Below are 24,251 nucleotides of genomic sequence, written 5' to 3'. Positions count from 1 at the left end.
GGGACGCCATGTATAATGCCGCCCGTCCTTCCGTTCGTTCAAAAAAACATAGCAATTGTTTGACGCAGCTCTCTGGATTGAGCCGTCATTGCATTTATGCTGCAACTCTTTAACGGCCGCCCCAGAGCCGACTTGAACCGTATAAGGCCCGTGAACCCTTGACCAGCCCTGTCCTGCAAACCGTCGGCCTCGCCTGTGAGCGTGATCTCAGACTGCTCTTCGAGAATCTCGAATTGAGACTGGCCAGTGGCGATATGGTGCAGATCAGCGGTCCCAACGGCAGCGGCAAGACCAGCCTGCTGCGTTTGCTGTCCGGCCTGATGCAACCGACCGAAGGTCAGGTGCTGCTCAACGGTCAACCCCTGGCCGAACAACGCAGCGAACTGGCGCGCAATCTGCTGTGGATCGGCCATGCTGCCGGGATCAAGGACCTGCTCACCCCGGAAGAAAACCTCGCCTGGCTCTGCGCCCTGCATCAACCCGCCGGACGCGAGGCGATCTGGCAGGCGCTGGCGGCAGTTGGATTGCGCGGATTCGAGGATGTTCCCTGTCACAGCCTGTCCGCCGGTCAGCAGCGCCGCGTGGCGCTGGCGCGCTTGTATCTGGACAGTCCGCCGCTGTGGATTCTCGATGAACCCTTCACCGCGCTGGACAAACAGGGCGTGGCGCAGCTCGAAGAGCATCTGGCCAGACACTGCGAGCAGGGCGGCCTGGTGGTGCTGACCACTCACCACACGCTGAGCCGGATGCCGGCCGGTTATCGCGACATCGATCTGGGGAACTGGGCAGTATGAGTGTGTTCGGCCTGTTGGTTGCCCGTGAGTCCCGACTGCTGTTCCGCCGCCCGGCGGAGCTGGCCAATCCGCTGATTTTCTTCGCCATCGTCATCGCGCTGTTCCCGCTGGCCGTCGGACCGGAAACTCAAGTATTGCAAAACTTGTCCCCGGGGTTAGTCTGGGTGGCGGCGCTTTTGTCGGTCCTGCTCTCGCTGGACGGGCTTTTCCGCAGTGATTTCGAAGACGGATCCCTTGAACAGTGGGTCCTTTCGCCGCACCCCCTGCCACTTCTGGTGTTGGCCAAGGTGCTGGCACACTGGCTTTTTTCCGGGCTGGCACTGGTTTTGCTCTCGCCGTTACTGGCGTTGATGCTCGGGTTGCCGGCTGCGTGTCTGCCGGTATTGCTGCTTTCGTTGCTGCTGGGTACACCGGTGCTGAGCTTGCTCGGCGCGGTAGGCGCGGCGCTGACGGTCGGTCTGAAACGCGGTGGCCTGTTGCTGGCGCTGTTGATTCTGCCGTTGTACATCCCGGTGTTGATCCTCGGCAGTGGCGCCTTGCAGGCGGCACTGCAGGGCATGCCGGCGACGGGTTATCTGTTGTGGCTTGGCAGCCTGACCGCCCTGGCAATAACCCTGACACCCTTTGCAATAGCTGCTGGCCTGAAGATCAGCGTCGGCGAATAATGAGGTCTGGTTAAAATTTAACCAGCAAAGACCCTGAGACTGCTCGCACCGATGAGCGGCACCCGTGATGGAAACAGTATGAACTGGACCTGGTTTCACAAGCTCGGCTCGCCCAAGTGGTTCTACGGCATCAGCAGCAAGTTCCTGCCGTGGCTGAGCATCGCAGCGTTGCTGCTGATCGCTGTCGGCGTCGTCTGGGGCCTGGCCTTCGCGCCGCCGGACTATCAGCAAGGCAACAGCTTTCGCATCATCTACATCCACGTTCCCGCCGCGATGCTCGCTCAGTCGATCTACGTGATGCTGGCGGTGTGCGGTGTGGTCGGGCTGGTGTGGAAGATGAAACTGGCCGACGTCGCCCTGCAATGCGCTGCTCCGATCGGTGCGTGGATGACCGCCGTGGCGCTGGTCACCGGGGCGATCTGGGGCAAGCCGACCTGGGGTTCGTGGTGGGTCTGGGACGCGCGGCTGACCTCGATGCTGATTCTCCTGTTCCTGTATTTCGGCGTGATCGCCCTGGGCAACGCCATCAGCAATCGCGACAGCGCCGCCAAGGCCTGCGCGGTGCTGGCCATCGTCGGCGTGATCAACATCCCGATCATCAAATACTCAGTGGAGTGGTGGAACACCCTGCACCAGGGCGCGACCTTCACCCTCACCGAAAAACCGGCGATGCCTGCCGAAATGTGGCTGCCGCTGCTGCTGACGGTGTTGGGTTTCTACTGTTTCTTCGGCGCCGTGCTGTTGCTGCGCATGCGCCTTGAAGTGCTCAAGCGCGAAGCCCGCGCCAGTTGGGTGAAAGAAGAAGTGCAGAACAGCCTGGAGGCCGCTCGATGAGTTTCGCGTCATTCGGCGATTTCCTCGCCATGGGCCATCACGGCCTGTATGTCTGGTCGGCCTACGGCATCTGTCTGGCGGTACTGATCCTCAACGTGGCGGCGCCAATCGCGGCCCGCAAGCGTTATCTGCAACAAGAGGCGCGTCGTCTGCGCCGGGAGAACGGCAAGTGAATCCGCTGCGCAAAAAGCGTCTGATCATCATTCTGGCAATTCTGGTCGGGGTCGGCGCTGCCGTCGGCCTGGCCCTGAGCGCCCTGCAGCAGAACATCAACCTGTTTTACACCCCGACCCAGATCGCCAACGGCGAAGCGCCGCAGGACACGCGCATCCGCGCCGGCGGCATGGTCGAGAAAGGTTCGCTGCAACGCTCACCGGATTCCCTGGACGTGAAATTTGTGGTCACTGACTTCAACAAGTCCGTGACCATCACCTACCGTGGAATCCTGCCGGACCTGTTCCGCGAAGGGCAGGGCATTGTTGCTCTCGGCAAGCTCAACGCCGACGGCGTCGTAGTGGCCGATGAAGTGCTGGCCAAGCACGACGAGAAATACATGCCGCCGGAAGTGACCAAGGCCCTGAAGGACAGCGGTCAATCCGCGCCAACCCCAGCGAAGGAGGGTTGATCGATGACTTCAACGATTTTTATTCCCGAGCTTGGCCATCTGGCGATGATTCTGGCGCTGTGTTTCGCGCTGGTGCAGGCGGTGGTGCCGTTGCTCGGTGCCTGGCGCGGCGATCGTCTGTGGATGGGCCTTGCCCAGCCAGCGGCATGGGGACAGTTCGCGTTCCTGCTGTTTGCCTTTGGCGTCTTGACCTACGCGTTCATGACCGACGACTTCTCCGTGGCTTATGTCGCGATGAACTCCAACAGCGCGCTGCCGTGGTACTACAAGTTCAGCGCCGTGTGGGGCGCCCACGAAGGGTCGCTGCTGCTGTGGGCGTTGATCCTGGGTGGCTGGACGTTCGCCGTATCGGTGTTCTCCCGGCAACTGCCGCAAGTGATGCTCGCCCGCGTGCTGGCGGTGATGGGCATGATCAGCACCGGTTTCCTGCTGTTCCTGATCCTGACTTCTAACCCGTTTTCGCGGATCCTGCCGCAGATCCCGGCCGACGGTCGTGACCTCAATCCGCTGCTGCAGGACATCGGTCTGATCGTGCATCCGCCGATGCTGTATATGGGCTATGTCGGTTTCTCGGTGGCGTTTGCGTTCGCCATCGCCGCATTGCTCGGCGGTCGCCTCGATGCGGCGTGGGCACGCTGGTCGCGACCGTGGACCATCGTCGCGTGGGCCTTCCTCGGCATCGGCATCACCCTCGGTTCGTGGTGGGCCTACTACGAACTCGGCTGGGGCGGCTGGTGGTTCTGGGACCCGGTGGAAAACGCCTCCTTCATGCCGTGGCTGGTGGGTACGGCGCTGATCCACTCGCTGGCGGTCACCGAGAAACGTGGCGTGTTCAAGAGCTGGACGGTGTTGCTGGCGATTGCCGCCTTCTCCCTGAGCCTGCTCGGTACCTTCCTCGTACGTTCCGGCGTGCTGACGTCGGTGCATGCGTTTGCCTCGGATCCTGAGCGCGGTGTGTTCATCCTGATCTTCCTGCTGTTCGTGGTCGGCGGTTCGCTGACGCTGTTTGCCTTGCGCGCCCCGGTGGTCAAGAGCCAGGTCGGCTTCAACCTGTGGTCGCGGGAAACCCTGCTGCTGGGCAACAACCTGGTGCTGGTGGTGGCCGCGTCGATGATCCTGCTCGGCACGCTGTATCCGCTGATTCTCGATGCGATCAGCGGCGCCAAGCTGTCGGTCGGCCCGCCGTATTTCAACGCGTTGTTCATTCCGTTGATGGCGCTGCTGATGGTGGTGATGGCGGTCGGTGTGATCGTGCGCTGGAAAGATACGCCGGTTAAATGGCTGGTCAGCATGCTCACTCCGGTGCTGCTGGGCAGCGTCGCGCTGGCCGTGGTGGCCGGTGTTGCCTACGGTGATTTCAACTGGGCGGTGCTGGCGACCTTCCTGCTGGCGGCCTGGGTGTTGCTGGCCGGCGTGCGCGACATCTTCGACAAGACGCGCCACAAGGGCCTGATCAAAGGTCTGCCGACCCTGACCCGCAGCTACTGGGGCATGCAGCTCGCCCACCTCGGTATCGCCGTGTGTGCGCTGGGCGTCGTGTTGTCGAGCCAGAACAGTGCCGAGCGCGACCTGCGTCTGGCGCCGGGCGAGTCAATGGAACTGGCCGGTTATCAGTTTGTGTTCGAAGGTGCCAAACACTTCGAAGGCCCGAACTTCACTTCCGACAAGGGCACCATCCGGGTGATCCGCGATGGCCGCGAAATCAGCGTGTTGCACCCGGAAAAACGCCTGTACACCGTGCAGAGTTCGATGATGACCGAAGCCGGGATCGACGCCGGTTTCACCCGTGACCTCTACGTCGCGCTGGGTGAACCACTGGGCGACGGCGCCTGGGCGGTGCGGGTGCATGTGAAACCGTTTGTACGCTGGATCTGGTTCGGCGGTCTGCTGACCGGTCTGGGCGGGATACTGGCGGCGCTGGACCGGCGTTACCGGGTCAAGGTCAAAGCCCGTGTGCGTGAAGCGCTGGGCATGGAAGGAGCCGCTGCATGAGACGTTGGTTGATGCTGGTGCCACTGGCGATTTTCCTGCTGGTGGCGGTATTTCTTTATCGCGGTCTGTACCTGGATCCGGCGGAGCTGCCGTCGGCGATGATCGGCAAACCGTTCCCGGAGTTTTCCCTGCCGGCGGTGCAGGGCGACAAGACCCTGACCAAGGCCGACATCCTCGGCAAACCGGCGCTGGTCAACGTCTGGGGCACCTGGTGCATTTCCTGCCGGGTCGAGCACCCGGTGCTGAACAAACTCGCCGAGCGCGGCGTGGTGATCTACGGCATCAACTACAAGGACACCAACGCCGATGCGTTGAAGTGGCTGGCCGAATTCCACAATCCGTATCAACTGGACATCCGTGACGACGAAGGCTCCCTGGGCCTGAATCTCGGTGTCTACGGCGCGCCGGAAACCTTCTTCATCGACGCCAAGGGCATCATTCGCGACAAGTACGTTGGCGTGATCGACGAGCAGGTCTGGCGCGAAAAACTGGCGGCCAAGTATCAGGCGCTGGTCGACGAGGCCAAGCCATGAAGCGCTTTTTAGCTGCCATGGTGCTGGGTTTGAGTTTGGCCGGTGTGGCCCACGCCGCCATCGACACCTACGAGTTTGCCAAAGAAGGCGATCGCGAGCGTTTCCGCGAACTGACCAAGGAACTGCGCTGCCCCAAGTGCCAGAACCAGGACATCGCCGACTCCAACGCGCCGATTGCCGCCGACCTGCGCAAAGAGATTTTCCGCATGCTCGGCGAGGGCAAGGACAATCAGCAGATCATCGACTTCATGGTCGACCGCTACGGTGATTTCGTTCGCTACAAGCCGGCGCTCAATGCCAAGACTGCGCTGCTGTGGTTTGGCCCGGCCGGGTTGTTGCTCGGTGGTTTTGTCGTCATCGCCGTGATCGTCCGCCGCCGTCGCGGGCAACGCGCCGAGACGCCGCAATCGCTGTCCCCTGAAGAACGTCAGCGCCTCGACCAACTGTTGGATAAAACCCAAGAATGATTGATTTCTGGCTTGCCGCAGGGCTGTTGCTTCTGGTCGCCCTGAGTTTTCTGTTGATCCCCGTCCTGCGTGAACGTCGCGCCCAGCGTGAAGAGGATCGAACCGCCCTCAACGTCGCCCTGTATCAGGAGCGCGTCGCCGAACTGCAATCGCAGCAGGCTGAAGGCGTGCTCGACGCTGCGCAAATGGACAGCGGCCGTGCCGAAGCGGCCCGTGAGTTGCTGGCCGACACCGAAGGTGCGGCGCCGGCGCGGGTTTCGAAACTGGGCAAACCGCTGCCGCTGCTGGCAGCCGTACTCGTGCCGGTGCTGGGCCTTGGTTTGTACATGCATTTCGGTGCCGCTGACAAAGTCGAACTGACCCGCGAGTTCGCCCAGGCACCGCAATCCATGGAAGAGATGACCCAACGGCTGGAGCGCGCAGTCGCCGCGCAACCGGATTCAGCCGAAGGCCTGTATTTTCTCGGCCGTACCTATATGGCTCAGGATCGTCCGGCGGACGCGGCGAAGATGTTCGAACGCGCCGCCAACCTGGCCGGCCGTCAACCGGAACTGCTCGGCCAGTGGGCGCAGGCGCAGTACTTCGCCGATGGCAAGAAGTGGTCGGACAAGATTCAAGCCCTGACCGACGAAGCACTGAAGGCTGATCCGAAAGAAGTCACCAGCCTCGGCCTGCTGGGGATCGCCGCGTTCGAAGGCGAGCGCTATCAGCAAGCCATCGATTACTGGAATCGTCTGCTGGAGCAACTGCCAGCGAATGACAAGTCCCGCGAAGCTCTGCAGGGCGGTATCGCGCGAGCGACCGAGAAACTTGAAGCCAGCGGCGGCAAGGTGGCTCAGGCACCGGCCGTGAAAACCGCACGGCTCAAGGTCAGCGTCGATCTGGCCAGCGAACTGAAAGGAAAGGTGCAACCGGGCGACAGCGTGTTCATCTTCGCCCGCGCCGTTTCCGGTCCTCCAGCACCGTTGGCGGCCAAGCGTCTGACTGTCGCGGACCTGCCGGTCACCGTCGAGCTGAGTGATGCCGACGCAATGATGCCGCAATTGAAACTGTCGAACTTCCCCGAAGTCCAACTGGTTGCGCGCATCTCCCGAGCCGGTCAACCGACCGCCGGTGAGTGGGTCGGTCGCAGCGGGCCTCTGGCCAGCAGCACCACCGCGCCGCAAAAACTGACCATCGACAGCCCGGACAAATAGCCGGAACCAACAGGAAAGCACCGCCATGAACGCCATCGCCCGAATCACAGTCCTCACACTGGCCCTGGGCTTGAGCGCATGTGCGGTGCAACGACCAGAGCCGACCACAAGGCTGCCGCCGATCCCACCGTCACAACCCAGCCCGACGCCATCGACCAGCCCGACGCCGGGCAAACCGGGCATTCCGGCCAAACCCTCGAAACCCGCCCCACGCACCTCAGCAAGCTTCGCCCCGCCACCGGGCGGCAACAGCCACTGGGATCAGAAACTGGGCGTGTACGTGCTGGATGACCAGACCAACACCTTCTACCGCCAGCGCACCTACTACCGCTGGAACAACGGCTGGAGCCGCTCGATCAGCCCCAACGGCCCGTGGGAAGAAACCAACATCCACGGCGTACCGGCGGGACTGGGCAAGCAGTTCGGGGAGTAATGAAAAACGGCGATCTCAGGATCGCCGTTTTGCTGTCTGGGGTGATGAGTTTTTAAAGGATCGCGTGATAACTGCTGAGTGCCTGGACCGATTTAATCAGGCCTTGTCGTTGCAGTAGATCAAGAAAGGGTTCGACGTCCATGGCAGGCATTTTCAGCTGCCGACGCTGTTTTTGGGCCGCTGCAACCACTGCTGCCGCATCAAGCCCCAAGAGGTTGTCGACGAACTCGTCCGGATGCTGCGCTTCGATGCCGAAAGGCTCCAGCGCTTTGCAGGGAAAGTCTTTCTGGTTGAACGTCACTATCACGCTTGCGCCGCAACGGATGGCCGCTGCCAGAACATGACGATCATCGCAGTCGGGCAAGCTGAGTCCGGCAATCAGGTCTTCATAGTCATGGACACAGGCGTCGGGTATCGCTTGATCCATCAGGCCGGACGTACGATCCAGCTGTTCCATCGTCAGGTCAGGGCGGTTCTTCAGCAGATTGCGTTTCCATTCGCAGTGAATCTCCTGGGTCCATCGCGCCCGAAATCGCCCCGAGAGGGCAAGCCACATGAGGAAATCTCTCAAGGGGGCGGGGTACAAGACGCATGCATCATATAAAGCGGTGAAAGAGGAATGCCTCACTCGTATCCTGTCCTTAACGCCTGAGCTTGCTCTGCGAGAAGCGCCATTGCCTGCTCGCTGGCGCTGGTGCGCCGGGTCTTATAGTCCATCAGATCGGCAAAACGCACACGTCGGTGCTTGCCTGTTTTGTGGTAGGACAACTCGCCGCTTTCCAGCAGTTTTATGAGGTGTGGACGTGAGACGTTGAGCAGGTCGGCGGCTTCCTGGGTCGTCAATTCGGCATGCACCGGTACGACCTGAACCGCGTTGCCGGCTGCCAGCTCCGCCAGAATGTCGATCAGCAGACGCAGGGCCGAGGTGGGCAGTTCAACGCGATGAGCTTCATTCTGCTCGTCGAAAATCTGAATGTGCTGGGTCTCGAAATGGGTCGCAAGGTAAGCGGCCAGGGCACGCTGCCCTTCAATGGCGGCTTTTATTTCGCGTTCTACGGGGAGGCTGATGGAGGGATGAATAACGGTCGACATGGCGAGTCCGGCTTTGGAAATGAGGAATGCCGGAACGTTATTCGAAATAAGCGAAAATCGCAATAAACGAAACAATTGTCGGTTTTATGGTTTTTTCGCCAATAACCCCTGCACATATTCAACGAACGCCCGCGCCTTGACGCTGGCCAGCCTGCCCGTCGGAAACACCGCCGACAGGTAGTCAAAACATCCTGCAAAACAACCAATGTTGCGTCACAACCTTCCGCAGGCTACTAAAGGTATCTCTAGAGTTACTTTAATGGGCGAGGCAATTTCACAATGCAATACCCAATCTGCATCGAGTGGGGTGACGAGAACACCGCCATCGGTATTCAGATCCCCGATATTCCCGGCGCGGTAACCGCCGGTGATACGTTTGAGGATGCCTACAACGCAGCCGTCGAGATTGCCCACATCATGCTGCAGGAAATCGCGGCGGATGGTGATTCGATTCCGATGCCGACCTCGGCAGCCGCCCATCGCAACAACCCGGAGTTTGCCGACATGGGCTGGGGCATGCTCGAGCTGGACATCTCGCCATACATGGGCAAGACCGAGAAGGTGAACGTGACGTTGCCCGGCTATGTCATCCAGCGGATCGACCGCTACGTGCGTGAACACAACGTCAAAAGCCGCTCTTCCTTTCTGGCAGATGCCGCCATGGAAAAACTGGTTCGGCATTGAGCATCGAGCACTGTCGGATCAGTGATCCGACAGTGCTTTTTTCAGATTTCAGACAGTCGCCAAAGCAGCCTTTTGCGAAACACTCAAAAACCGCACCAGTGCCAGCAGCGGGAAGGCGCTGCCGACAATCACGATCCACAACCAGCCGCCATGTTCGTACACCGCGCTGGCCACCGACGAGCCGAAGGCGCCACCGACAAAGATGCTGGTCATGTACAGCGCGTTGAGGCGGCCGCGGCTTTTGGCGTCGAGGGAGTAGACCGCGCGCTGGCCGAGCACCATGTTCATCTGCACGCAGAAGTCGAGCACCACGCCGGTCACGGCCAGGCCGATCACGCTGTAGGCCGGGTGGATGAAGGCCGGCAGGAAGCTCAGGCTGGCGAACAGCATGGCCAGCAGCGAGGCGATGCGGGTGTGGCCGGCGTCGGCCAGGCGTCCGCTGATCGGGGCGGCGATGGCACCGATGGCACCGACCAGGGCGAAGATCGCGATTTCACTCTGGGACAGGCCATGGTTGCGCGCCAGTTCCAGCGGCACGGCGGTCCAGAACAGGCTGAAGGTGGCGAACATGCAGGCCTGGTAGAACGCCCGCTGACGCAGCACCGGTTGCTGGCGCAGCAGCGTCCACAGCGAGCCGATCAACTGGCCGTAGGAAGCACTGTGATCAGGTTGGCGCTTGGGCACGGTCAGGGCCAGCACGATGCTGATCGCCGCCATCAACCCCGCCGCGATCATGAACATCGCCCGCCAGCCGAGATGGTCGGCAACGACGCTCGATACCGGACGCGCCAGCAGAATCCCCAGCAGCAAACCGCCCATGATGCCGCCGACCACCCGGCCACGGGATTCCTCGGGCGCCAGATGCGCCGCCAGCGGAATCAGGATCTGCACCGACACCGAGCTGAAGCCCACCAGCAGCGAAATCAGCAGGAACACATTGGGCTGATCGGTAAACGCCGCCCCCAACAGACTGGCAATCGCCACCACCGTGGTGATGATCATCAAGCGGCGGTTTTCCAGCAGGTCCGCCAGCGGCACCAGGAAGAACAGGCCCAGCGCATAGCCGATCTGGGTCAGCGACACGATGAAGCTGGCCATGGTGTCAGTCAGGCCGATGTCCGGCGCAATCAGGCCGATGATTGGCTGGGCGTAGTAGATGTTGGCAACGATGGCGCCGCAGCAGAAAGCGAACAGCAGCACCATGCCTCGGGTCATTGCGTGAGTTGTGGCGGTCATAGGGTTTCTCGATCCAGCGAAAAGGAATGCGGTGAGGCTAAGGGACGAACCGGACCGGCGGTAGAAGCCTTGGATCGATATCAGTCATTCCGTTGCGGAATAGATGGCAGCCGGTGAAGTGTCGTCCATCGGCGAACCTTGCGTCCGACCGGGGAGGGCCGATGATACATTCACTTACATCTTGTTCGATAGCGTGCTTATGTTGTCATTGGGTTTCCACCTGCAAACAACCGGAGGATTGCGATGTTTCGACAGCTGCTTCGCCACACCACGACTCTTGTAATGATCGGCGTACTGGGTGCCGGGAGCGTCTACGCCGGCGAAGCTCCGGGCATGCGCATGGGCGTGCGCGGCGAAATCACCGGGGTCAGCCCCGACTCGCTCAAGGTTCACCTCAACAGCGGTGAAAACGTGGTCGTCCAGTTGACCCCGGACACCAAAGTCCGCGCCGTCACCCTGGCCAACATCGAAGACATCAAGCCCGGCAGCTACATCGGATCGGCCGCCATTCCCCAGGAAGATGGCACGCTCAAGGCGCTGGAGGTTCACGTGTTCCCGCCGGAACTGGCCGGCAGCGGCGACGGTCATCGGCCGTTCGACCTGGCCAAGGGCAGCAGCATGACCAACGGCAGCGTCGGCGATCTGGTGGTGAGCAACGGCCGGGTGCTGACCGTCAATTACAAGGGCGGCCAGCAGAAGATCCTGGTGCCGGAGGACGTGCCGATCGTCAACCTGACGCCCGGCGATCGCAGCCTGCTCAAGGTTGGCGTGAAGATCGTCACCTTCGTGACCCAGAGCGCGGACGGCACGCTGACCGCGCAATCGATCTCGGCGGGCAAGGATGGCGTCAAGCCGCCCATGTAGCCGCTCACAAAAAAGGCGACCTCTCGAGGTCGCCTTTTTCATTTCAGCTCACGCCTTACTGGCCATTGTAGATCTGGTCGAAGATCCCGCCGTCATTGAAGTGGGTCTTCTGCACGGTGCGCCAGTCGCCGAAGGTTTTCTCGACCGACAGGAAGTCGACTTTCGGGAAGCGGTCGGTGTATTTGGCCAGTACCGCCGGGTCACGTGGACGCAGGTAGTTGGCGGCGGCGATTTCCTGACCTTCCGGCGACCACAGGTACTTCAGGTATTCCTCGGCCGCGGCGCGGGAGCCTTTCTTCTCGACCACTTTGTCGACCACCGACACCGGTGGCTCGGCTTCGGCGGAGACGCTCGGGTAGATGACTTCGAACTGGTCGCGGCCGAACTCGCGGGCGATCATTTCGGCTTCGTTCTCGAAGGTCACCAGCACGTCGCCGATCTGGTTGGTCATGAAGGTGGTGGTGGCGGCACGGCCGCCGGTATCGAGCACCGGCGCTTGCTTGAACAGTTTGCCGACGAAGGCCTTGGCCTTGTTTTCATCACCGCCATTCTTCAGCACATAGCCCCAGGCCGACAGGTAGGTGTAGCGGCCGTTGCCCGAGGTTTTCGGGTTCGGCACGATCACTTGCACGCCGTCCTTGAGCAGATCCGGCCAGTCTTTCAGGGCTTTCGGGTTGCCTTTGCGCACGATGAACACGGTGGCCGAGGTGAATGGCGCACTGTTGTTCGGCAGACGGGTGACCCAATCCTTCGGTACCAGTTGGCCGTTGTCCGCCAGAGCGTTGATGTCGGTGGCCATGTTCATGGTGATGACGTCAGCCGGCAGGCCGTCGATCACCGAGCGCGCCTGTTTGCTCGAACCGCCGAAAGACATTTGCACCGTGATGTTTTCGTTGTGTTCGGCCTGCCAGTGTTTCTGGAACGCAGTGTTGTAGTCCTTGTAGAAATCGCGCATCACGTCGTAGGAAACGTTAAGCAGGGTCGGTGCGGCCTGAGCCACGCTGCCGAAGGCCAGACCAGCGGCGAGAAGTGAGGCGCCAAAGAGTTTTTTCACTGCGCATTCCTTGTTCTGTAGGGGTGTTTTTTACAAAGATGAGGCCATTTGCCAGCGACTATAGCGGGGCACGCATAGTCGCTTAAAGATTAAAAAGAACTTTGCTTATTCCATTTTCTTAAATAACGGGTTGCCGCATCGCGAACAGAAAGCGGCGCTGCTTTCATGGCTCTTTTTCTGGCAAACCGGGCAGTCGTGTTGCAACTGTTCACCACGCATCGCATTGGCCAGTTCAGCGGTGAAGATCCCGGTGGGCACCGCGATGATCGAGTAACCGGTGATCATCACCAGCGACGAAATCACCTGGCCCAACGGCGTCTTCGGCACGATGTCGCCGAAGCCGACGGTAGTCAGGGTCACGATAGCCCAATAGATGCCCTTGGGAATGCTGGTGAATCCGTGTTCCGGGCCTTCGATCACGTACATCAACGTGCCGAAGACCGTTACGAGTGTGCAGACGCTCACCAGAAACACCACGATCTTCTGCTTGCTGCCGCGCAGCGCCGACATCAGGTAGTTGGCTTGCTTGAGGTAGGGACTGAGTTTGAGGACGCGGAAAATCCGTAGCATCCGGATGATCCGGATAATCAGCAGGTACTGCGCATCGCTGTAGTACAGCGCCAGGATACCCGGCACGATCGCCAGCAGATCCACCAGTCCATAAAAACTGAAGGCGTAGCGCAGCGGTTTGGGCGAGCAGTACAGACGCAGGATGTACTCGCCGGCAAAGATGATGGTGAACCCCCACTCGATATACGCCAGCACATCGGCGTAATTGCGGTGAATGCTGTCGATGCTGTCGAGCATCACGATCACCAGGCTGGCCAGAATGATCAGCAGCAGAATGCCGTCGAAACGTCGCCCGGCGGGGGTGTCGCTCTGGAAAATCATGACGTAAAGCTGTTCACGCCAGTGCTTGTTACTGTCCATGGATCACGCCTGAATCAAAGATCAGCGCAGCCTAGGTTGATTCTCCCCGTCAGCGCAAGGCGCCGCGTTCAACTCGGGTTGGTGCATCAGGCGAATGCCGCTGCGCAGCAGCCAGCAAGCGAGAATGAACGGCGCCGTGAGGGTCGCCAGCCCCAAGGCACTGAACAGCGGTGTCAGCAGCAGCGCCAGGCCGATGCCGAACAGCGGCAGCCACGGTTGTTGGCGCTGGGCGCTGAAGGCGAGGGCGGCGAGGACTGCGTTGTAACCACCCAGACCCAGCAGCGCGACCTGGCTGTCGTGGTGCGACAGGCTGGAACCCAGGCCAATCGCCGAAGCCAGCAGCGCCCAGGCAAAGGCCCGGCGATCGGCGATCAGCAAACCGGCGGCGATCAATCCACCGGCCAATGGATGGTTGAGAAACATCACCTGACCGAAGCCTTTCAGGGCGGCACCGAGCAGGTTCACGGTGTTCAGCTCAAGCGCCGGAGCAGGCGTCGAAGCTTCGGCGAAACACAGGAACACCCAGCTCAGCAACACAAAAGGCGCGGTGTAGGCGGGCAGGTATTCGGTGAGGCGTGCGCGTTTGAGCCACTGCTGCGTGATCATCGCGCTCAGACCACCGGCCGCCAGAATCAGCGGCGGCAGCATCGGCGACCAGGGGAAATACAGGCTCAGCAACAGACCGACCAGCACGCCGTTGTAGCTGAACAGTCCGGCCTGGCGATCCGCCTTGGCGTAGTTGCGCCGTTGCGCGGTGAGCAATCCGGCGACCGCGCCCAGCAGCGCGCCGGCGAACAGCACCGGCGCGGTGAATAAAATGGCCAAAAGGCACAGCAGGCCACACAGCGGATGACGCTGGAGGAAGATTTGACTGAAGCCGTTGAGCAAAGCCTCGGCCCAGTCGGGGCAGTGGGTGTTGAAATGATTGGCAGGCATGGCAGTTCTGAAAGTCAGTGAAACCGAGTTGCCTTCTTCGCCAGCAGGCTGGCTCCCACATTGAATCTTTGTTCAGTCATTGAGTTTGTGATGCACACAAATCAACTGTGGGAGCGAGCCTGCTCGCGAAGAGGCCGGTACAGGCGCTAAATCAACGTTTCGATACGCAGCGAGTTAGTCGATCCAGGCTGCCCGAACGGCACCCCCGCAGTGATCAGCAGCGTGTCGCCACGCTCGGCCATGCCTTGCGCCTGGGCGATTTCCAGCGCGGTCGAACACACTTCATCCACCTGACGCAGGCGATCATTGACCACCGAATGAATGCCCCACGCCACGCTCAAGCGGCGTGCGGTCTGCAGGTTCGGCGTCAGGTTGAGGATCGGCGCTTTCGGCCGCTCCCGCGCCGCACGCAGACTCGATGCACCGGACTCGCTGTAGTTGACCAGCACCGCCACCGGCAACACGTTGCTGATCCGACGTATTGCACAGCTGATTGCATCGGACACGGTCGCTTCGGCTTTCGGCCGGCTGACGTCGAGTTGGGTCTGGTAATCCGGACCGTTCTCCACCTGGCGGATGATCTTGCTCATCATCTGCACGGCTTCCAGCGGGTACTCACCGGACGCGGTTTCGGCTGACAGCATCACCGCGTCGGCACCTTCGGCCACGGCGTTGGCCACGTCGGTGACTTCGGCGCGGGTCGGCGCCGGGGAGAAGCGCATCGACTCGAGCATCTGCGTCGCCACCACCACCGGTTTGCCGAGCTGGCGGCAGGTGGTGATGATGTTTTTCTGGATCTGCGGCACGCTCTCGGCCGGCACTTCCACGCCCAGGTCACCGCGAGCCACCATGATCGCGTCGCTCAGTTCGGCGATCTCGCGCAGTTGCTCGACGGCCGACGGCTTCTCGATTTTCGCCATCAGGAACGCCTTGTCGCCGATCAGCTCGCGGGCCTCGCGGATGTCTTGCGGACGCTGCACGAACGACAGCGCGACCCAGTCCACACCCAGTTCCAGACCGAAACTCAGGTCGCGGCGATCCTTGGTGGTCAGCGGGCTCAGATCGAGCACCGCTTGCGGCACGTTCACACCTTTGCGATCCGACAGCTCGCCACCGTTGAGCACGGTGGTGTCGATCGCATCGGAGTATTTGGTGACGACGCGCAGTCGCAGTTTGCCGTCATCGAGCAGCAGATCCATCCCGGCTTCAAGCGCCGCGATGATCTCCGGGTGCGGCAGGTTCACCCGGCGTTCGTCGCCCGGTGTCGCGTCCAGATCAAGGCGGAAGGCCTGACCGCGATGCAGCTGAACCTTGCCGTCAGCGAACTTGCCGACCCGCAGTTTCGGCCCTTGCAGGTCCATCAGGATCCCGAGCGGATAGTTGAGCTGGCGCTCGACTTCGCGGATCCACTGATAGCGCTTGGCGTGGTCGGCGTGATCGCCGTGGCTGAAGTTGAGGCGGAAGATATTGACCCCGGCCTCGACCAGCTCGCGGATGTCTTCGATGCCGTCGACGGCTGGCCCGAGGGTGGCGAGGATTTTGACCTTTTTATCAGGCGTCATGATTTAGAGCTCTCGAGGATCAGGATGGCGCGGAAGTCGTTGACGTTGGTGCGGGTCGGCTCGGTGACGATCAGCGCATCGAGCGCCGCGAAGTAGCCGTAACCGTTGTTGTTATCCAGCTCGTCGCTGGCGCTCAGGCCCAGGGCGGTGGCGCGGGCGTAGCTGTCCGGGGTCATGATCGCGCCGGCGTTGTCTTCCGAGCCGTCGATGCCGTCGGTGTCACCGGCCAGGGCGTAGACGCCGGGCTGGCCCTTGAGGCTGTCGGTGAGGCTGAGGAGAAATTCGGCGTTGCGTCCGCCACGGCCATTGCCGCGCACGGTCACCGTGGTTTCGCCGCCGGAGAGAATCACGCACGGCGCCGCCAGCGGCTGACCGTGATGGATGATCTGGCGCGCGATGCCGGCGTGGACTTTCGCCACTTCGCGGGATTCGCCTTCCAGGTCGCCGAGGATCAGCGTGCTGAAACCGGCCTGACGGCATTTCACCGCCGCCGCATCCAGCGATTGCTGGGGGCGGGCGATCAACTGGAAGTGACTGCGGGCCAGGCTCGGATCACCGGGTTTGACGGTTTCCGATTCCGGGCTTTGCAGCCAGCTGCGCACGGAGGCCGGAATCTCGATGCCGTAGCGCTTGATGATCGCCAGCGCTTCGGCGCTGGTGCTCGGGTCGGCCACGGTCGGGCCGGAGGCGATGACTGTGGCGAGATCGCCCGGCACATCGGAAATCGCGTAGGTATAAACAGTGGCGGGCCAGCAGGCTTTGCCCAGGCGTCCGCCCTTGATCGCCGAGAGGTGCTTGCGCACGCAGTTCATCTCGCCGATGGTCGCGCCGGATTTGAGCAGGGCTTTGTTGATCGACTGTTTGTCGGCCAGGGTGATGCCTTCGGCCGGCAGCGCCAGCAGGGCAGAACCGCCGCCGGACAACAGGAAAATCACGCGGTCTTCTTCGGTCAGGTTGCTGACCAGTTCCAGCACGCGTTTGGCCACGGCCAGACCGGCAGCGTCCGGCACCGGGTGCGCGGCTTCGACCACTTCGATTTTTTCACACGGGGCGCCGTGACCGTAGCGGGTCACCACAAGGCCCGAGACTTCACCTTCCCAGCAGCGCTCGACCACTTGCGCCATGGCGGCGGCAGCCTTGCCGGCGCCGATGACGATCACGCGACCTGTGCGATCGGCCGGCAGATGCGCTTCGAGGACCTGGTTCGGATGGGCCGCGTCGATGGCTGTGGCAAACAGCTCGCGCAGCAGTTGTTGCGGATCGACCGACATGGCGGGCTCCCGGAATTCTTGTTATTCGAAAGGGCAACTCGGAACCCTGTGGGAGCTAGCCTGCTAGCGATTCAGGCGCTGAGGTCTGGCAGACACTCCGCGTCGATTTCATCGCCAGCAGGCTGGCTCCCACAGGTTTGATGCAGGTTGGGGCAGGGCTTACTTCTTGTCGCGAATCGAGAAGTTGGCCATGTGTTCCAGGCCCTTGATCAGCGCCGAGTGGTCCCAGTTGCTGCCACCGATGGCCGCGCAGGTGCTGAACACTTGCTGGGCGTTGGCGGTGTTCGGCAGGTTGATGTTCAGCTCCTTGGCGCCTTGCAGGGCCAGGTTCAGGTCCTTCTGGTGCAGGCTGATGCGGAAGCCCGGATCGAAGGTGCCCTTGATCATGCGCTCGCCGTGCACTTCGAGGATCTTCGAGGAGGCGAAACCGCCCATCAGCGCTTCGCGTACCTTGGCTGGATCGGCACCGTTTTTCGACGCGAACAGCAGGGCTTCGGCCACGGCCTGAATGTTCAGGGCAACGATGATCTGGTTCGCCACCTTGGCGGTCTGACCGTCGCCATTGCCGCCGACCCGGGTGATGTTCTTGCCCATGGCCTGGAACAGCGGCAGTGCGCGTTCGAAGGCATCGGCGTCGCCACCGACCATGATGCTCAGGGTCGCGGCCTTGGCACCGACTTCCCCACCGGACACCGGAGCGTCGAGGTATTGCGCGCCTTTCTCGTTGATCTTCGCCGCGAAAGCCTTGGTGGCGGTCGGCGAGATCGAGCTCATGTCGATCACCACCTTGCCCTTGCCGATACCGGCCGCGACGCCGTCGGCGCGGAACAGCACGTCTTCGACCTGCGGGGTATCCGGGACCATGACGATGATGAATTCGGCTTCCTGCGCCACTTCGCGTGGGTTGGCCAGAGCGACGGCGCCAGCAGCGACCAGGTCGGCAGGGGCGGCGTCGTGGTGCGCCGACAGGAACAGGCTGTGACCGGCTTTCTGCAGGTTCGCCGCCATTGGGTGGCCCATGATGCCGGTGCCGATGAATCCGATTTTAGCCATGAGAAATTCCTCTTGTTTTTGTCTTGCTCAAGCAAATAGGGGGTGTTGCTTTGGGTGGGAGCGGGTTTGCTCGCGAATGCGGTTCAACATTCAACATCTTCGGTGACTGACACACCGTCTTCGCGAGCAAGCCCGCTCCCACAGGGTTTTGCATTGTTCTTAAATCGCGTTATGGGTCTTCAGCCAGCCGAGGCCCGCTTCAGTCGTGGTCAGCGGTTTGTACTCGCAGCCGACCCAGCCCTGATAACCGATGCGATCAAGGTGTTCGAACAGGAAGCGGTAGTTGATCTCGCCAGTGCCCGGCTCGTTGCGGCCCGGATTGTCGGCCAGCTGCACATGGTTGATCTCGGCCAGGTGCGATTGCAGGGTGCGGGCCAGATCGCCTTCCATGATTTGCATGTGATAGATGTCGTATTGCAGGAACAGATTGGCGCTGCCGACCTGCTCGCGAATCGACAGGGCCTGCGCCGTGTTGTTCAGGTAGAAACCCGGGATGTCGCGGGTGTTGATCGCTTCCATCACCAGTTTGATGCCGACGGCTTGCAGCTTGTCGGCGGCGTACTTGAGGTTGGCGACGAAGGTCTTTTCAACGGTGGCATCGTCCACGCCCTGCGGACGAATACCGGCCAGGCAGTTGACTTGGGTGTTGCCCAGGACCTGTGCGTAAGCGATGGCCAGATCGACCCCGGCACGGAACTCTTCGACCCGGTCCGGCAGGCACGCGATACCGCGCTCGCCCTTGGCCCAGTCGCCGGCCGGCAGGTTGAACAGCACTTGGGTCAGACCGTTGGCGTCGAGTCTGGCCTTGATTTCGGCAGAGCTGAAATCGTACGGAAACAGATACTCGACACCGCTGAAGCCAGCCTTGGCGGCGGCGTCGAAACGGGCAAGGAAATCCTGTTCGGTGAACAGCATGGACAGGTTGGCTGCGAAACGCGGCATGGTGGTCTCCTAAAACGGTTTTGACGCGGGTGGTCAGACTAAACGCGATCAAGTCCCCTCTCCTGGGGGAGAGGGTTAGGGTGAGGGGGAATCTTGAGTCTGATCCCGATTTTGCGAGCACTGCAAAACCTTTCCCTCACCCCAGCCCTCTCCCGGAGGGAGAGGGGGCTAAAAGCAATCAGTCGAGCAACGAAATCGCGGTAGGCGCATCGTTGCCGACCAGCGCCAGGTCTTCGAATTCGTTGACGGCGTTGATCTCGGTCCCCATGGAGATGTTGGTCACACGCTCCAGAATGATCTCGACGATCACCGGCACCTTGAACTCTTCGATCAGCTCTTCGGCCTTGCGCAGGGCAGGGGCGATGTCAGCCGGTTCGAACACACGCAGTGCCTTGCAGCCCAGGCCTTCGGCGACGGCGACGTGATCGACACCGTAACCGTTGAGTTCCGGTGCGTTGAGGTTATCGAAGGACAGCTGCACGCAGTAGTCCATTTCGAACCCGCGCTGGGCCTGACGGATCAGCCCCAGGTACGAGTTGTTCACCACGACGTGGATGTACGGCAGTTTGAACTGGGCGCCGACCGCCAGTTCTTCGATCATGAACTGGAAGTCATAGTCCCCCGACAGGGCCACGACTTTACGGTTCGGATCGGCCTTCACCACGCCCAGCGCTGCCGGAATGGTCCAGCCCAACGGGCCGGCCTGGCCGCAGTTGATCCAGTGACGCGGCTTGTAGACGTGCAGGAACTGCGCGCCGGCAATCTGCGACAGACCAATGGTGCTGACGTAGCAGGTGTCCTTGCCGAACACCTGGTTCATTTCTTCGTAAACGCGCTGCGGCTTGACCGGCACGTTGTCGAAGTGGGTCTTGCGTTGCAGGCTGGACTTGCGCTGCTGGCAGTCCTGCAGCCAGGCAGAGCGGTTTTTCAGTTTGCCGGCGGCTTGCCATTCACGGGCGACCTCGATGAACACGGTCAGCGCGGCGGCGGCGTCGGAAACGATGCCCAGGTCCGGAGTGAACACGCGGCCGATCTGGGTGCCTTCGATGTCGACGTGAATGAACTTGCGACCTTCGGTGTAAACATCGACCGAACCGGTGTGACGGTTGGCCCAACGGTTACCGATGCCCAGCACCACGTCGGATTTCAGCATCGTGGCGTTGCCGTAACGGTGCGAAGTCTGCAGACCGACCATGCCGACCATCAGCGGGTGATCGTCCGGAATCGTGCCCCAGCCCATCAGGGTCGGGATGACCGGGATGCCGGTCAGCTCGGCGAACTCGACCAGCAGATCGCTGGCGTCGGCGTTAATGATGCCGCCACCGGCCACCAGCAATGGACGCTCGGCCTGATCAAGCATCGCCAGGGCCTTTTCAACCTGCACGCGAGTCGCGCTCGGCTTGGCCAGCGGCAGTGGCTGGTAGGCGTCGATGTCGAATTCGATTTCGGCCATCTGCACGTCGAACGGCAGGTCGATCAGCACCGGGCCCGGACGGCCGGAGCGCATTTCATAGAAAGCTTTCTGGAACGCGTAAGGCACCTGGCCCGGCTCCAGAACGGTGGTTGCCCACTTGGTCACCGGCTTGACGATGCTGGTGATGTCGACGGCCTGGAAGTCTTCCTTGTGCATCCGGGCACGGGGTGCTTGCCCGGTGATGCAGAGGATCGGGATCGAGTCCGCGGAGGCGCTGTACAGACCGGTGACCATGTCGGTACCGGCCGGGCCGGAAGTGCCGATGCACACGCCGATGTTGCCGGCCTTGGTGCGGGTGTAGCCCTCGGCCATGTGCGAGGCGCCTTCAACGTGGCGAGCGAGGACGTGATCGATGCCACCGACTTTCTTCAGGGCGGAATACAGCGGGTTGATCGCAGCACCCGGAATGCCAAAAGCGGTATCAACCCCTTCACGGCGCATCACCAGAACGGCGGCTTCGATTGCTCTCATTTTGCTCATGGTTTTGTGCCTCTTTACGTTTTGTAATTGTATACAAGTGGCTTTGCGCAGAGTGTATTCACGGCGGACGGCGCAGGTCAATCCATTTTCTCAAGCGGCTGTTTCATTCGTCGGAAGCCTGTTCTGCTGTGGCTTTTCGTCGCATGAGGCGCTTTTCGAGAATTATTGTATACAAAAAATAATTCATTGTGTTCTATTTGTGGCATCGGACTGCGGCACAAACGCGCAGCCCAACGACTTTCCCAATAACAAAATGAGGACGGCACCATGAGCGCTTTAACCTTGAAAGTCGCAGTCAAGCTGGTCAACGAAGCCATCAATGCAGGGCGTGCGATCTCCGCTGCGCCGCTGACCATCGCGGTACTGGATACCGGCGGCCATCTGGTCACCCTGCAACGCGAAGACGGCGCCAGCCTGCTGCGCCCGAACATCGCCATCGGCAAAGCCTGGGGCGCCATCGCCCTGGGCAAGGGCTCACGCCTGCTGGCGCTGGACGCGCAACAACGCCCCGCGTTCATCGCCGCACTCAACAGCATGGGGCAGGGCAGCGTCGTGCCGGCACCGGGTGGTGTGTTGATTCGTGATCAGGCGGGGAGCGTGCTGGGTGCGATCGGCATCAGCGGCGATCTGTCGGACATCGATGAGCAGGTGGCAATCAAGGCCGTGGAGGCCCTGGATCTGCGGGCGGATGCGGGGGTGGCTGCGTGATTTGCGGCGTTTGAATTGACGTTGTCGCGAGCAGGCCCACGGTTGACCTCATTTGTACTGAAGGAACTCGGTCGAATGTGGGAGCGGGCTTGCTCGCGAAGGCGATTTTCCAGACATATCCAGCTAAAAATCTTGCCTTCAATATTCGATACTCCCGGCTAGCCTTTTCATGAAGTCAATCATGAGAAAAGGCAATGGAATGCCGAAACTGTCTGCATCACACCGACTTAGAGTCGGACGTTTTACCGAACAAAATCGCATCTATCTCCTGACAGCCAATACTCATAAACGCGAACCTGTCTTCAAGGATTACGCCTTGGGAAGACTAGTTGTTCATCAGTTCAGGCATGCACAAGATACGGGGTTTATTGATTCATTGGCTTGGGTCGTCATGCCGGATCACTTCCACTGGCTGGTGCAATTGCAGAAAGGATCACTGGGGCAGTTGATGTGTCAGGTCAAGTCCTTGAGTGCCAGATCAGTCAATTCAGCGACTGGCAGGACGGGTAGCCTGTGGCAACCAAGCTTCCATGATCATTCGCTTCGGCAGGAGGAAAGTCTGGTTAGGTTGGCACGGTACGTCGTAGCCAACCCGTTGCGGGCTGGACTGGTGGAAAAGCTCGGTGACTATCCCCTGTGGGATGCGATCTGGGTCTGACCGTGAGACCGAGTTGCCACATTCGCGAGCAAGCCTGCTCCCACATTTGATTTGTGGTGCTCATAGATCAAATGTGGGAGTGAGCTTGCTCGCGATGCATTCAGCGCAGTCTTTCAGTCCGGCTCGCAGCCCTTGAGCACCAACCGGGTGATGGTTTGTGCCGCTGCTTCATAGTCGGCTTCGTCGAGCTTTTCCTTGCCGGTCACGGCGGAGATCTGCCAGTCGAAGTCGGCGTAGGTCTGGGTCGCGGCCCAGATGCTGAACATCAGGTGGTTGGGGTCGATCGGGGCGATCTGGCCGCGGTCGATCCAGGTCTGGATGCAGTTGATGTTGTGCTTGGCCTGGCCATTGAGTTGCTCGACCAGGTCGGCGCTCAGGTGCGGGGCGCCGTGCATGATTTCGCTGGCGAACACCTTGGAGGCAAACGGCAGGTCGCGGGAGATGCGGATCTTCGAGCGGATGTAGCCGCTCAGCACTTCGCTAGGTACGCCGTCCGGGTTGAACGGGGTCGAGGCCTGCAGGATCGGCACGATGATACTTTCCAGCACCTCGCGGTAGAGGTTTTCCTTGGACTTGAAGTAGTAATAGACGTTGGGCTTGGGCAGTCCTGCCTTGGCGGCGATGTCGCTGGTTTTGGTCGCCGCGAAGCCCTTGTCGGCAAACTCTTCACTGGCGGCACGCAGGATCAGTTCTTTGTTGCGCTCGCGGATTGTGCTCATAAACCCGGTGGTTCCTTGCCTGTTCTGGCGGTTGCGCATGGTAGCACCGGCCTCGCGCGACGCTCAACAATGCCCCGTGTGGCCTGCAGTCGCGGTATGCTGCGCGGCATTATTCACATAAGGAAACATGATTCATGGCAGGAAGCAGTTTGCTGGTGCTGATCGACGACATCGCTACCGTTCTGGATGATGTGGCGTTGATGAGCAAAATGGCCGCCAAGAAGACCGCCGGGGTGCTCGGCGATGACTTGGCGCTCAATGCCCAGCAAGTCTCCGGCGTACGCGCCGAGCGGGAAATTCCCGTCGTGTGGGCGGTGGCCAAGGGCTCGTTCGTCAACAAGCTGATCCTGGTACCGTCGGCGCTGGCGATCAGTGCCTTTGTGCCGTGGCTGGTGACGCCGCTGTTGATGGTCGGTGGCGCGTATCTGTGCTTCGAAGGTTTCGAAAAGCTCGCGCACCCGCTGCTGCACGGCAAGGATGAAGATCAGGCCGAGCATGCGCAGTTGACCGCCGCGGTGGCCGATCCTGCGACCGATCTGGTGGCCTACGAGAAGGACAAGATCAAAGGCGCGATCCGCACCGACTTCATCCTTTCGGCGGAAATCATCGCCATCACCCTCGGCACCGTGGCCGAGGCTTCGCTGACCCAGCAAGTGATCGTGATGTCGGGCATCGCCGTCGTCATGACCGTGGGCGTCTATGGCCTGGTGGCCGGGATCGTCAAGCTCGATGACCTCGGTCTGTGGCTGACGCAGAAGCCCGGCGCTGCGGCGAAACGCATTGGCAACGCGATCCTGCGGGCCGCGCCTTACATGATGAAAGGCTTGTCGGTGATCGGCACGGCGGCGATGTTCCTGGTCGGCGGCGGCATCCTCACTCACGGCGTACCGCAGGTGCATGACTGGATCGAGAGCGTGGCCGCTGCGGCGGGCAGCGTAGGGTTTGCAGTGCCTGTGTTGCTCAACGGCGTCGCGGGGGTCGTGGCGGGGGCGGTGGTGCTGGCTGTTGTATCGGTCGTCGGGAAGATCTGGAAAGCCCTGAAGGGCTGA

At 61.1% G+C, this 24,251-nt stretch carries 27 protein-coding genes and 1 pseudogene; 15 read left to right on the top strand and 13 right to left on the bottom strand.

Features of this window, described 5'->3' with window-relative positions:
• Positions 1-158: 158 nt before the first annotated feature.
• The 10 genes from ccmA (at position 159) to J5M72_RS15730 (ending at position 7,539) form a co-directional block, all read left to right on the top strand.
• The gene (gene ccmA / locus J5M72_RS15775) at positions 159-794 is read left to right on the top strand and encodes a cytochrome c biogenesis heme-transporting ATPase CcmA (RefSeq protein WP_169429426.1); all 636 of its coding nucleotides are present in this window, start codon (positions 159-161) and stop codon (positions 792-794) included.
• The gene (gene ccmB, locus J5M72_RS15770; RefSeq protein WP_085710502.1) at positions 791-1,459 is read left to right on the top strand and encodes a heme exporter protein CcmB; all 669 of its coding nucleotides are present in this window, start codon (positions 791-793) and stop codon (positions 1,457-1,459) included. Before ccmA ends, ccmB begins: the two co-directional genes overlap by 4 nt.
• A 78-nt stretch (positions 1,460-1,537) precedes the next feature.
• On the top strand, positions 1,538-2,293 hold the full coding sequence (locus J5M72_RS15765; RefSeq protein WP_085733725.1) for a heme ABC transporter permease: 756 nt from the start codon (positions 1,538-1,540) through the stop codon (positions 2,291-2,293).
• Entirely contained in the window at positions 2,290-2,466 is a 177-nt protein-coding gene (ccmD, locus tag J5M72_RS15760; RefSeq protein ID WP_011333085.1) for a heme exporter protein CcmD, read from the top strand. The genes J5M72_RS15765 and ccmD overlap by 4 nt, the downstream gene beginning before the upstream one ends.
• Positions 2,463-2,918: a cytochrome c maturation protein CcmE gene (ccmE, locus tag J5M72_RS15755; protein ID WP_085699419.1), complete on the top strand. Its 456-nt coding sequence runs from the start codon at positions 2,463-2,465 to the stop codon at positions 2,916-2,918. The genes ccmD and ccmE overlap by 4 nt, the downstream gene beginning before the upstream one ends.
• 3 nt (positions 2,919-2,921) lie before the next feature.
• Positions 2,922-4,910: a heme lyase CcmF/NrfE family subunit gene (locus J5M72_RS15750; RefSeq protein WP_169429427.1), complete on the top strand. Its 1,989-nt coding sequence runs from the start codon at positions 2,922-2,924 to the stop codon at positions 4,908-4,910.
• On the top strand, positions 4,907-5,443 hold the full coding sequence (locus J5M72_RS15745; RefSeq protein WP_011333088.1) for a DsbE family thiol:disulfide interchange protein: 537 nt from the start codon (positions 4,907-4,909) through the stop codon (positions 5,441-5,443). The genes J5M72_RS15750 and J5M72_RS15745 overlap by 4 nt, the downstream gene beginning before the upstream one ends.
• Positions 5,440-5,910: a cytochrome c-type biogenesis protein gene (locus tag J5M72_RS15740; RefSeq protein WP_169429428.1), complete on the top strand. Its 471-nt coding sequence runs from the start codon at positions 5,440-5,442 to the stop codon at positions 5,908-5,910. The genes J5M72_RS15745 and J5M72_RS15740 overlap by 4 nt, the downstream gene beginning before the upstream one ends.
• Complete coding sequence (gene ccmI, locus J5M72_RS15735) at positions 5,907-7,106, top strand: c-type cytochrome biogenesis protein CcmI (RefSeq protein WP_169429429.1); 1,200 nt, start codon at positions 5,907-5,909, stop codon at positions 7,104-7,106. The genes J5M72_RS15740 and ccmI overlap by 4 nt, the downstream gene beginning before the upstream one ends.
• A 25-nt stretch (positions 7,107-7,131) precedes the next feature.
• Positions 7,132-7,539: a hypothetical protein gene (locus J5M72_RS15730; protein WP_207866284.1), complete on the top strand. Its 408-nt coding sequence runs from the start codon at positions 7,132-7,134 to the stop codon at positions 7,537-7,539.
• A gap of 52 nt (positions 7,540-7,591) precedes the next feature.
• On the opposite strand, the gene J5M72_RS15725 is transcribed toward J5M72_RS15730, so the two are convergent.
• The 3 genes and pseudogenes from J5M72_RS15725 to J5M72_RS28960 all read right to left on the bottom strand — a co-directional run.
• Complete coding sequence (locus tag J5M72_RS15725; protein WP_108560305.1) at positions 7,592-8,167, bottom strand: PIN domain-containing protein; 576 nt, start codon at positions 8,165-8,167, stop codon at positions 7,592-7,594.
• Positions 8,164-8,631 carry a helix-turn-helix domain-containing protein gene (locus tag J5M72_RS15720; protein WP_207866283.1) on the bottom strand — a complete coding sequence of 156 codons (468 nt, stop codon included), beginning with the start codon at positions 8,629-8,631 and terminating at the stop codon, positions 8,164-8,166. The genes J5M72_RS15725 and J5M72_RS15720 overlap by 4 nt, the downstream gene beginning before the upstream one ends.
• An 84-nt stretch (positions 8,632-8,715) precedes the next feature.
• Positions 8,716-8,808, bottom strand: a pseudogene (locus J5M72_RS28960) (LysR family transcriptional regulator); the annotation flags it as partial.
• A gap of 102 nt (positions 8,809-8,910) precedes the next feature.
• Here J5M72_RS28960 and J5M72_RS15715 point away from each other — a divergent pair.
• Complete coding sequence (locus J5M72_RS15715; RefSeq protein WP_085699412.1) at positions 8,911-9,315, top strand: type II toxin-antitoxin system HicB family antitoxin; 405 nt, start codon at positions 8,911-8,913, stop codon at positions 9,313-9,315.
• A gap of 48 nt (positions 9,316-9,363) precedes the next feature.
• On the opposite strand, the gene J5M72_RS15710 is transcribed toward J5M72_RS15715, so the two are convergent.
• Positions 9,364-10,551, bottom strand: a complete 1,188-nt coding sequence (locus J5M72_RS15710) for an MFS transporter (protein ID WP_207866282.1) — start codon at positions 10,549-10,551, stop codon at positions 9,364-9,366.
• Positions 10,552-10,794: 243 nt separating this feature from the next.
• Here J5M72_RS15710 and J5M72_RS15705 point away from each other — a divergent pair, with 243 nt between their 5' ends.
• Positions 10,795-11,415: a DUF5666 domain-containing protein gene (locus J5M72_RS15705; RefSeq protein WP_207866281.1), complete on the top strand. Its 621-nt coding sequence runs from the start codon at positions 10,795-10,797 to the stop codon at positions 11,413-11,415.
• Between the two features lie 55 nt (positions 11,416-11,470).
• On the opposite strand, the gene J5M72_RS15700 is transcribed toward J5M72_RS15705, so the two are convergent.
• The 8 genes from J5M72_RS15700 to gcl form a co-directional block, all read right to left on the bottom strand.
• Complete coding sequence (locus J5M72_RS15700; RefSeq protein ID WP_169429434.1) at positions 11,471-12,469, bottom strand: sulfate ABC transporter substrate-binding protein; 999 nt, start codon at positions 12,467-12,469, stop codon at positions 11,471-11,473.
• Between the two features lie 105 nt (positions 12,470-12,574).
• Positions 12,575-13,399 carry an ion transporter gene (locus J5M72_RS15695; RefSeq protein ID WP_207866280.1) on the bottom strand — a complete coding sequence of 275 codons (825 nt, stop codon included), beginning with the start codon at positions 13,397-13,399 and terminating at the stop codon, positions 12,575-12,577.
• 21 nt (positions 13,400-13,420) lie between these two features.
• Positions 13,421-14,335 (bottom strand): urea transporter, encoded by a 915-nt coding sequence (locus tag J5M72_RS15690; RefSeq protein WP_207866279.1) that lies wholly within the window; start codon positions 14,333-14,335, stop codon positions 13,421-13,423.
• Between the two features lie 146 nt (positions 14,336-14,481).
• Positions 14,482-15,897: a pyruvate kinase gene (gene pyk, locus J5M72_RS15685; protein ID WP_207866278.1), complete on the bottom strand. Its 1,416-nt coding sequence runs from the start codon at positions 15,895-15,897 to the stop codon at positions 14,482-14,484.
• Entirely contained in the window at positions 15,894-17,168 is a 1,275-nt protein-coding gene (locus tag J5M72_RS15680; RefSeq protein WP_207866276.1) for a glycerate kinase, read from the bottom strand. The genes pyk and J5M72_RS15680 overlap by 4 nt, the downstream gene beginning before the upstream one ends.
• A gap of 159 nt (positions 17,169-17,327) precedes the next feature.
• Positions 17,328-18,221 (bottom strand): 2-hydroxy-3-oxopropionate reductase, encoded by an 894-nt coding sequence (locus J5M72_RS15675; protein WP_207866274.1) that lies wholly within the window; start codon positions 18,219-18,221, stop codon positions 17,328-17,330.
• A 159-nt stretch (positions 18,222-18,380) separates the two neighbouring features.
• Entirely contained in the window at positions 18,381-19,163 is a 783-nt protein-coding gene (hyi, locus tag J5M72_RS15670) for a hydroxypyruvate isomerase (protein ID WP_011333102.1), read from the bottom strand.
• Between the two features lie 178 nt (positions 19,164-19,341).
• A complete protein-coding gene (gcl, locus tag J5M72_RS15665) occupies positions 19,342-21,117 on the bottom strand; it encodes a glyoxylate carboligase (protein ID WP_207866272.1) in 1,776 nt (591 codons plus the stop codon).
• A 267-nt stretch (positions 21,118-21,384) separates the two neighbouring features.
• Between gcl and J5M72_RS15660 the strand changes: the two genes are divergently transcribed.
• Together J5M72_RS15660 and J5M72_RS15655 are read left to right on the top strand one after the other, a co-directional pair.
• Complete coding sequence (locus J5M72_RS15660; RefSeq protein WP_169429440.1) at positions 21,385-21,825, top strand: heme-binding protein; 441 nt, start codon at positions 21,385-21,387, stop codon at positions 21,823-21,825.
• 199 nt (positions 21,826-22,024) lie between these two features.
• Entirely contained in the window at positions 22,025-22,483 is a 459-nt protein-coding gene (locus J5M72_RS15655; protein WP_207866386.1) for a transposase, read from the top strand.
• 113 nt (positions 22,484-22,596) lie between these two features.
• Here the strand turns inward: J5M72_RS15655 and J5M72_RS15650 are convergent, their stop codons facing one another.
• On the bottom strand, positions 22,597-23,202 hold the full coding sequence (locus J5M72_RS15650) for a TetR/AcrR family transcriptional regulator (protein WP_169429442.1): 606 nt from the start codon (positions 23,200-23,202) through the stop codon (positions 22,597-22,599).
• Between the two features lie 134 nt (positions 23,203-23,336).
• Here J5M72_RS15650 and J5M72_RS15645 point away from each other — a divergent pair, with 134 nt between their 5' ends.
• Positions 23,337-24,251: a DUF808 domain-containing protein gene (locus J5M72_RS15645; RefSeq protein ID WP_207866270.1), complete on the top strand. Its 915-nt coding sequence runs from the start codon at positions 23,337-23,339 to the stop codon at positions 24,249-24,251.

The organism is Pseudomonas sp. 58(2021), from assembly GCF_017491585.1.
Lineage (GTDB): Bacteria > Pseudomonadota > Gammaproteobacteria > Pseudomonadales > Pseudomonadaceae > Aquipseudomonas > Aquipseudomonas fluorescens_BT.
The sequence above is the reverse complement of the archived record's forward strand: the minus strand, read 5'-3'. Positions and strand labels throughout refer to the sequence as shown.

Coding starts and splice junctions, on each gene's coding strand:
- J5M72_RS15720 (WP_207866283.1), bottom strand. CDS start 8,631: ATGTCGACCGTTATTCATCCCTCCATCAGCCTCCCCGTAGAACGCGAA.
- J5M72_RS15750 (WP_169429427.1), top strand. CDS start 2,922: ATGACTTCAACGATTTTTATTCCCGAGCTTGGCCATCTGGCGATGATT.
- ccmD (WP_011333085.1), top strand. CDS start 2,290: ATGAGTTTCGCGTCATTCGGCGATTTCCTCGCCATGGGCCATCACGGC.
- J5M72_RS15655 (WP_207866386.1), top strand. CDS start 22,025: ATGCCGAAACTGTCTGCATCACACCGACTTAGAGTCGGACGTTTTACC.
- J5M72_RS15710 (WP_207866282.1), bottom strand. CDS start 10,551: ATGACCGCCACAACTCACGCAATGACCCGAGGCATGGTGCTGCTGTTC.
- J5M72_RS15690 (WP_207866279.1), bottom strand. CDS start 14,335: ATGCCTGCCAATCATTTCAACACCCACTGCCCCGACTGGGCCGAGGCT.
- J5M72_RS15680 (WP_207866276.1), bottom strand. CDS start 17,168: ATGTCGGTCGATCCGCAACAACTGCTGCGCGAGCTGTTTGCCACAGCC.
- J5M72_RS15650 (WP_169429442.1), bottom strand. CDS start 23,202: ATGAGCACAATCCGCGAGCGCAACAAAGAACTGATCCTGCGTGCCGCC.
- pyk (WP_207866278.1), bottom strand. CDS start 15,897: ATGACGCCTGATAAAAAGGTCAAAATCCTCGCCACCCTCGGGCCAGCC.
- J5M72_RS15675 (WP_207866274.1), bottom strand. CDS start 18,221: ATGGCTAAAATCGGATTCATCGGCACCGGCATCATGGGCCACCCAATG.
- ccmI (WP_169429429.1), top strand. CDS start 5,907: ATGATTGATTTCTGGCTTGCCGCAGGGCTGTTGCTTCTGGTCGCCCTG.
- ccmB (WP_085710502.1), top strand. CDS start 791: ATGAGTGTGTTCGGCCTGTTGGTTGCCCGTGAGTCCCGACTGCTGTTC.
- J5M72_RS15745 (WP_011333088.1), top strand. CDS start 4,907: ATGAGACGTTGGTTGATGCTGGTGCCACTGGCGATTTTCCTGCTGGTG.
- J5M72_RS15740 (WP_169429428.1), top strand. CDS start 5,440: ATGAAGCGCTTTTTAGCTGCCATGGTGCTGGGTTTGAGTTTGGCCGGT.
- J5M72_RS15695 (WP_207866280.1), bottom strand. CDS start 13,399: ATGGACAGTAACAAGCACTGGCGTGAACAGCTTTACGTCATGATTTTC.
- hyi (WP_011333102.1), bottom strand. CDS start 19,163: ATGCCGCGTTTCGCAGCCAACCTGTCCATGCTGTTCACCGAACAGGAT.
- J5M72_RS15645 (WP_207866270.1), top strand. CDS start 23,337: ATGGCAGGAAGCAGTTTGCTGGTGCTGATCGACGACATCGCTACCGTT.
- J5M72_RS15730 (WP_207866284.1), top strand. CDS start 7,132: ATGAACGCCATCGCCCGAATCACAGTCCTCACACTGGCCCTGGGCTTG.
- gcl (WP_207866272.1), bottom strand. CDS start 21,117: ATGAGCAAAATGAGAGCAATCGAAGCCGCCGTTCTGGTGATGCGCCGT.
- J5M72_RS15660 (WP_169429440.1), top strand. CDS start 21,385: ATGAGCGCTTTAACCTTGAAAGTCGCAGTCAAGCTGGTCAACGAAGCC.
- J5M72_RS15765 (WP_085733725.1), top strand. CDS start 1,538: ATGAACTGGACCTGGTTTCACAAGCTCGGCTCGCCCAAGTGGTTCTAC.
- J5M72_RS15705 (WP_207866281.1), top strand. CDS start 10,795: ATGTTTCGACAGCTGCTTCGCCACACCACGACTCTTGTAATGATCGGC.
- J5M72_RS15715 (WP_085699412.1), top strand. CDS start 8,911: ATGCAATACCCAATCTGCATCGAGTGGGGTGACGAGAACACCGCCATC.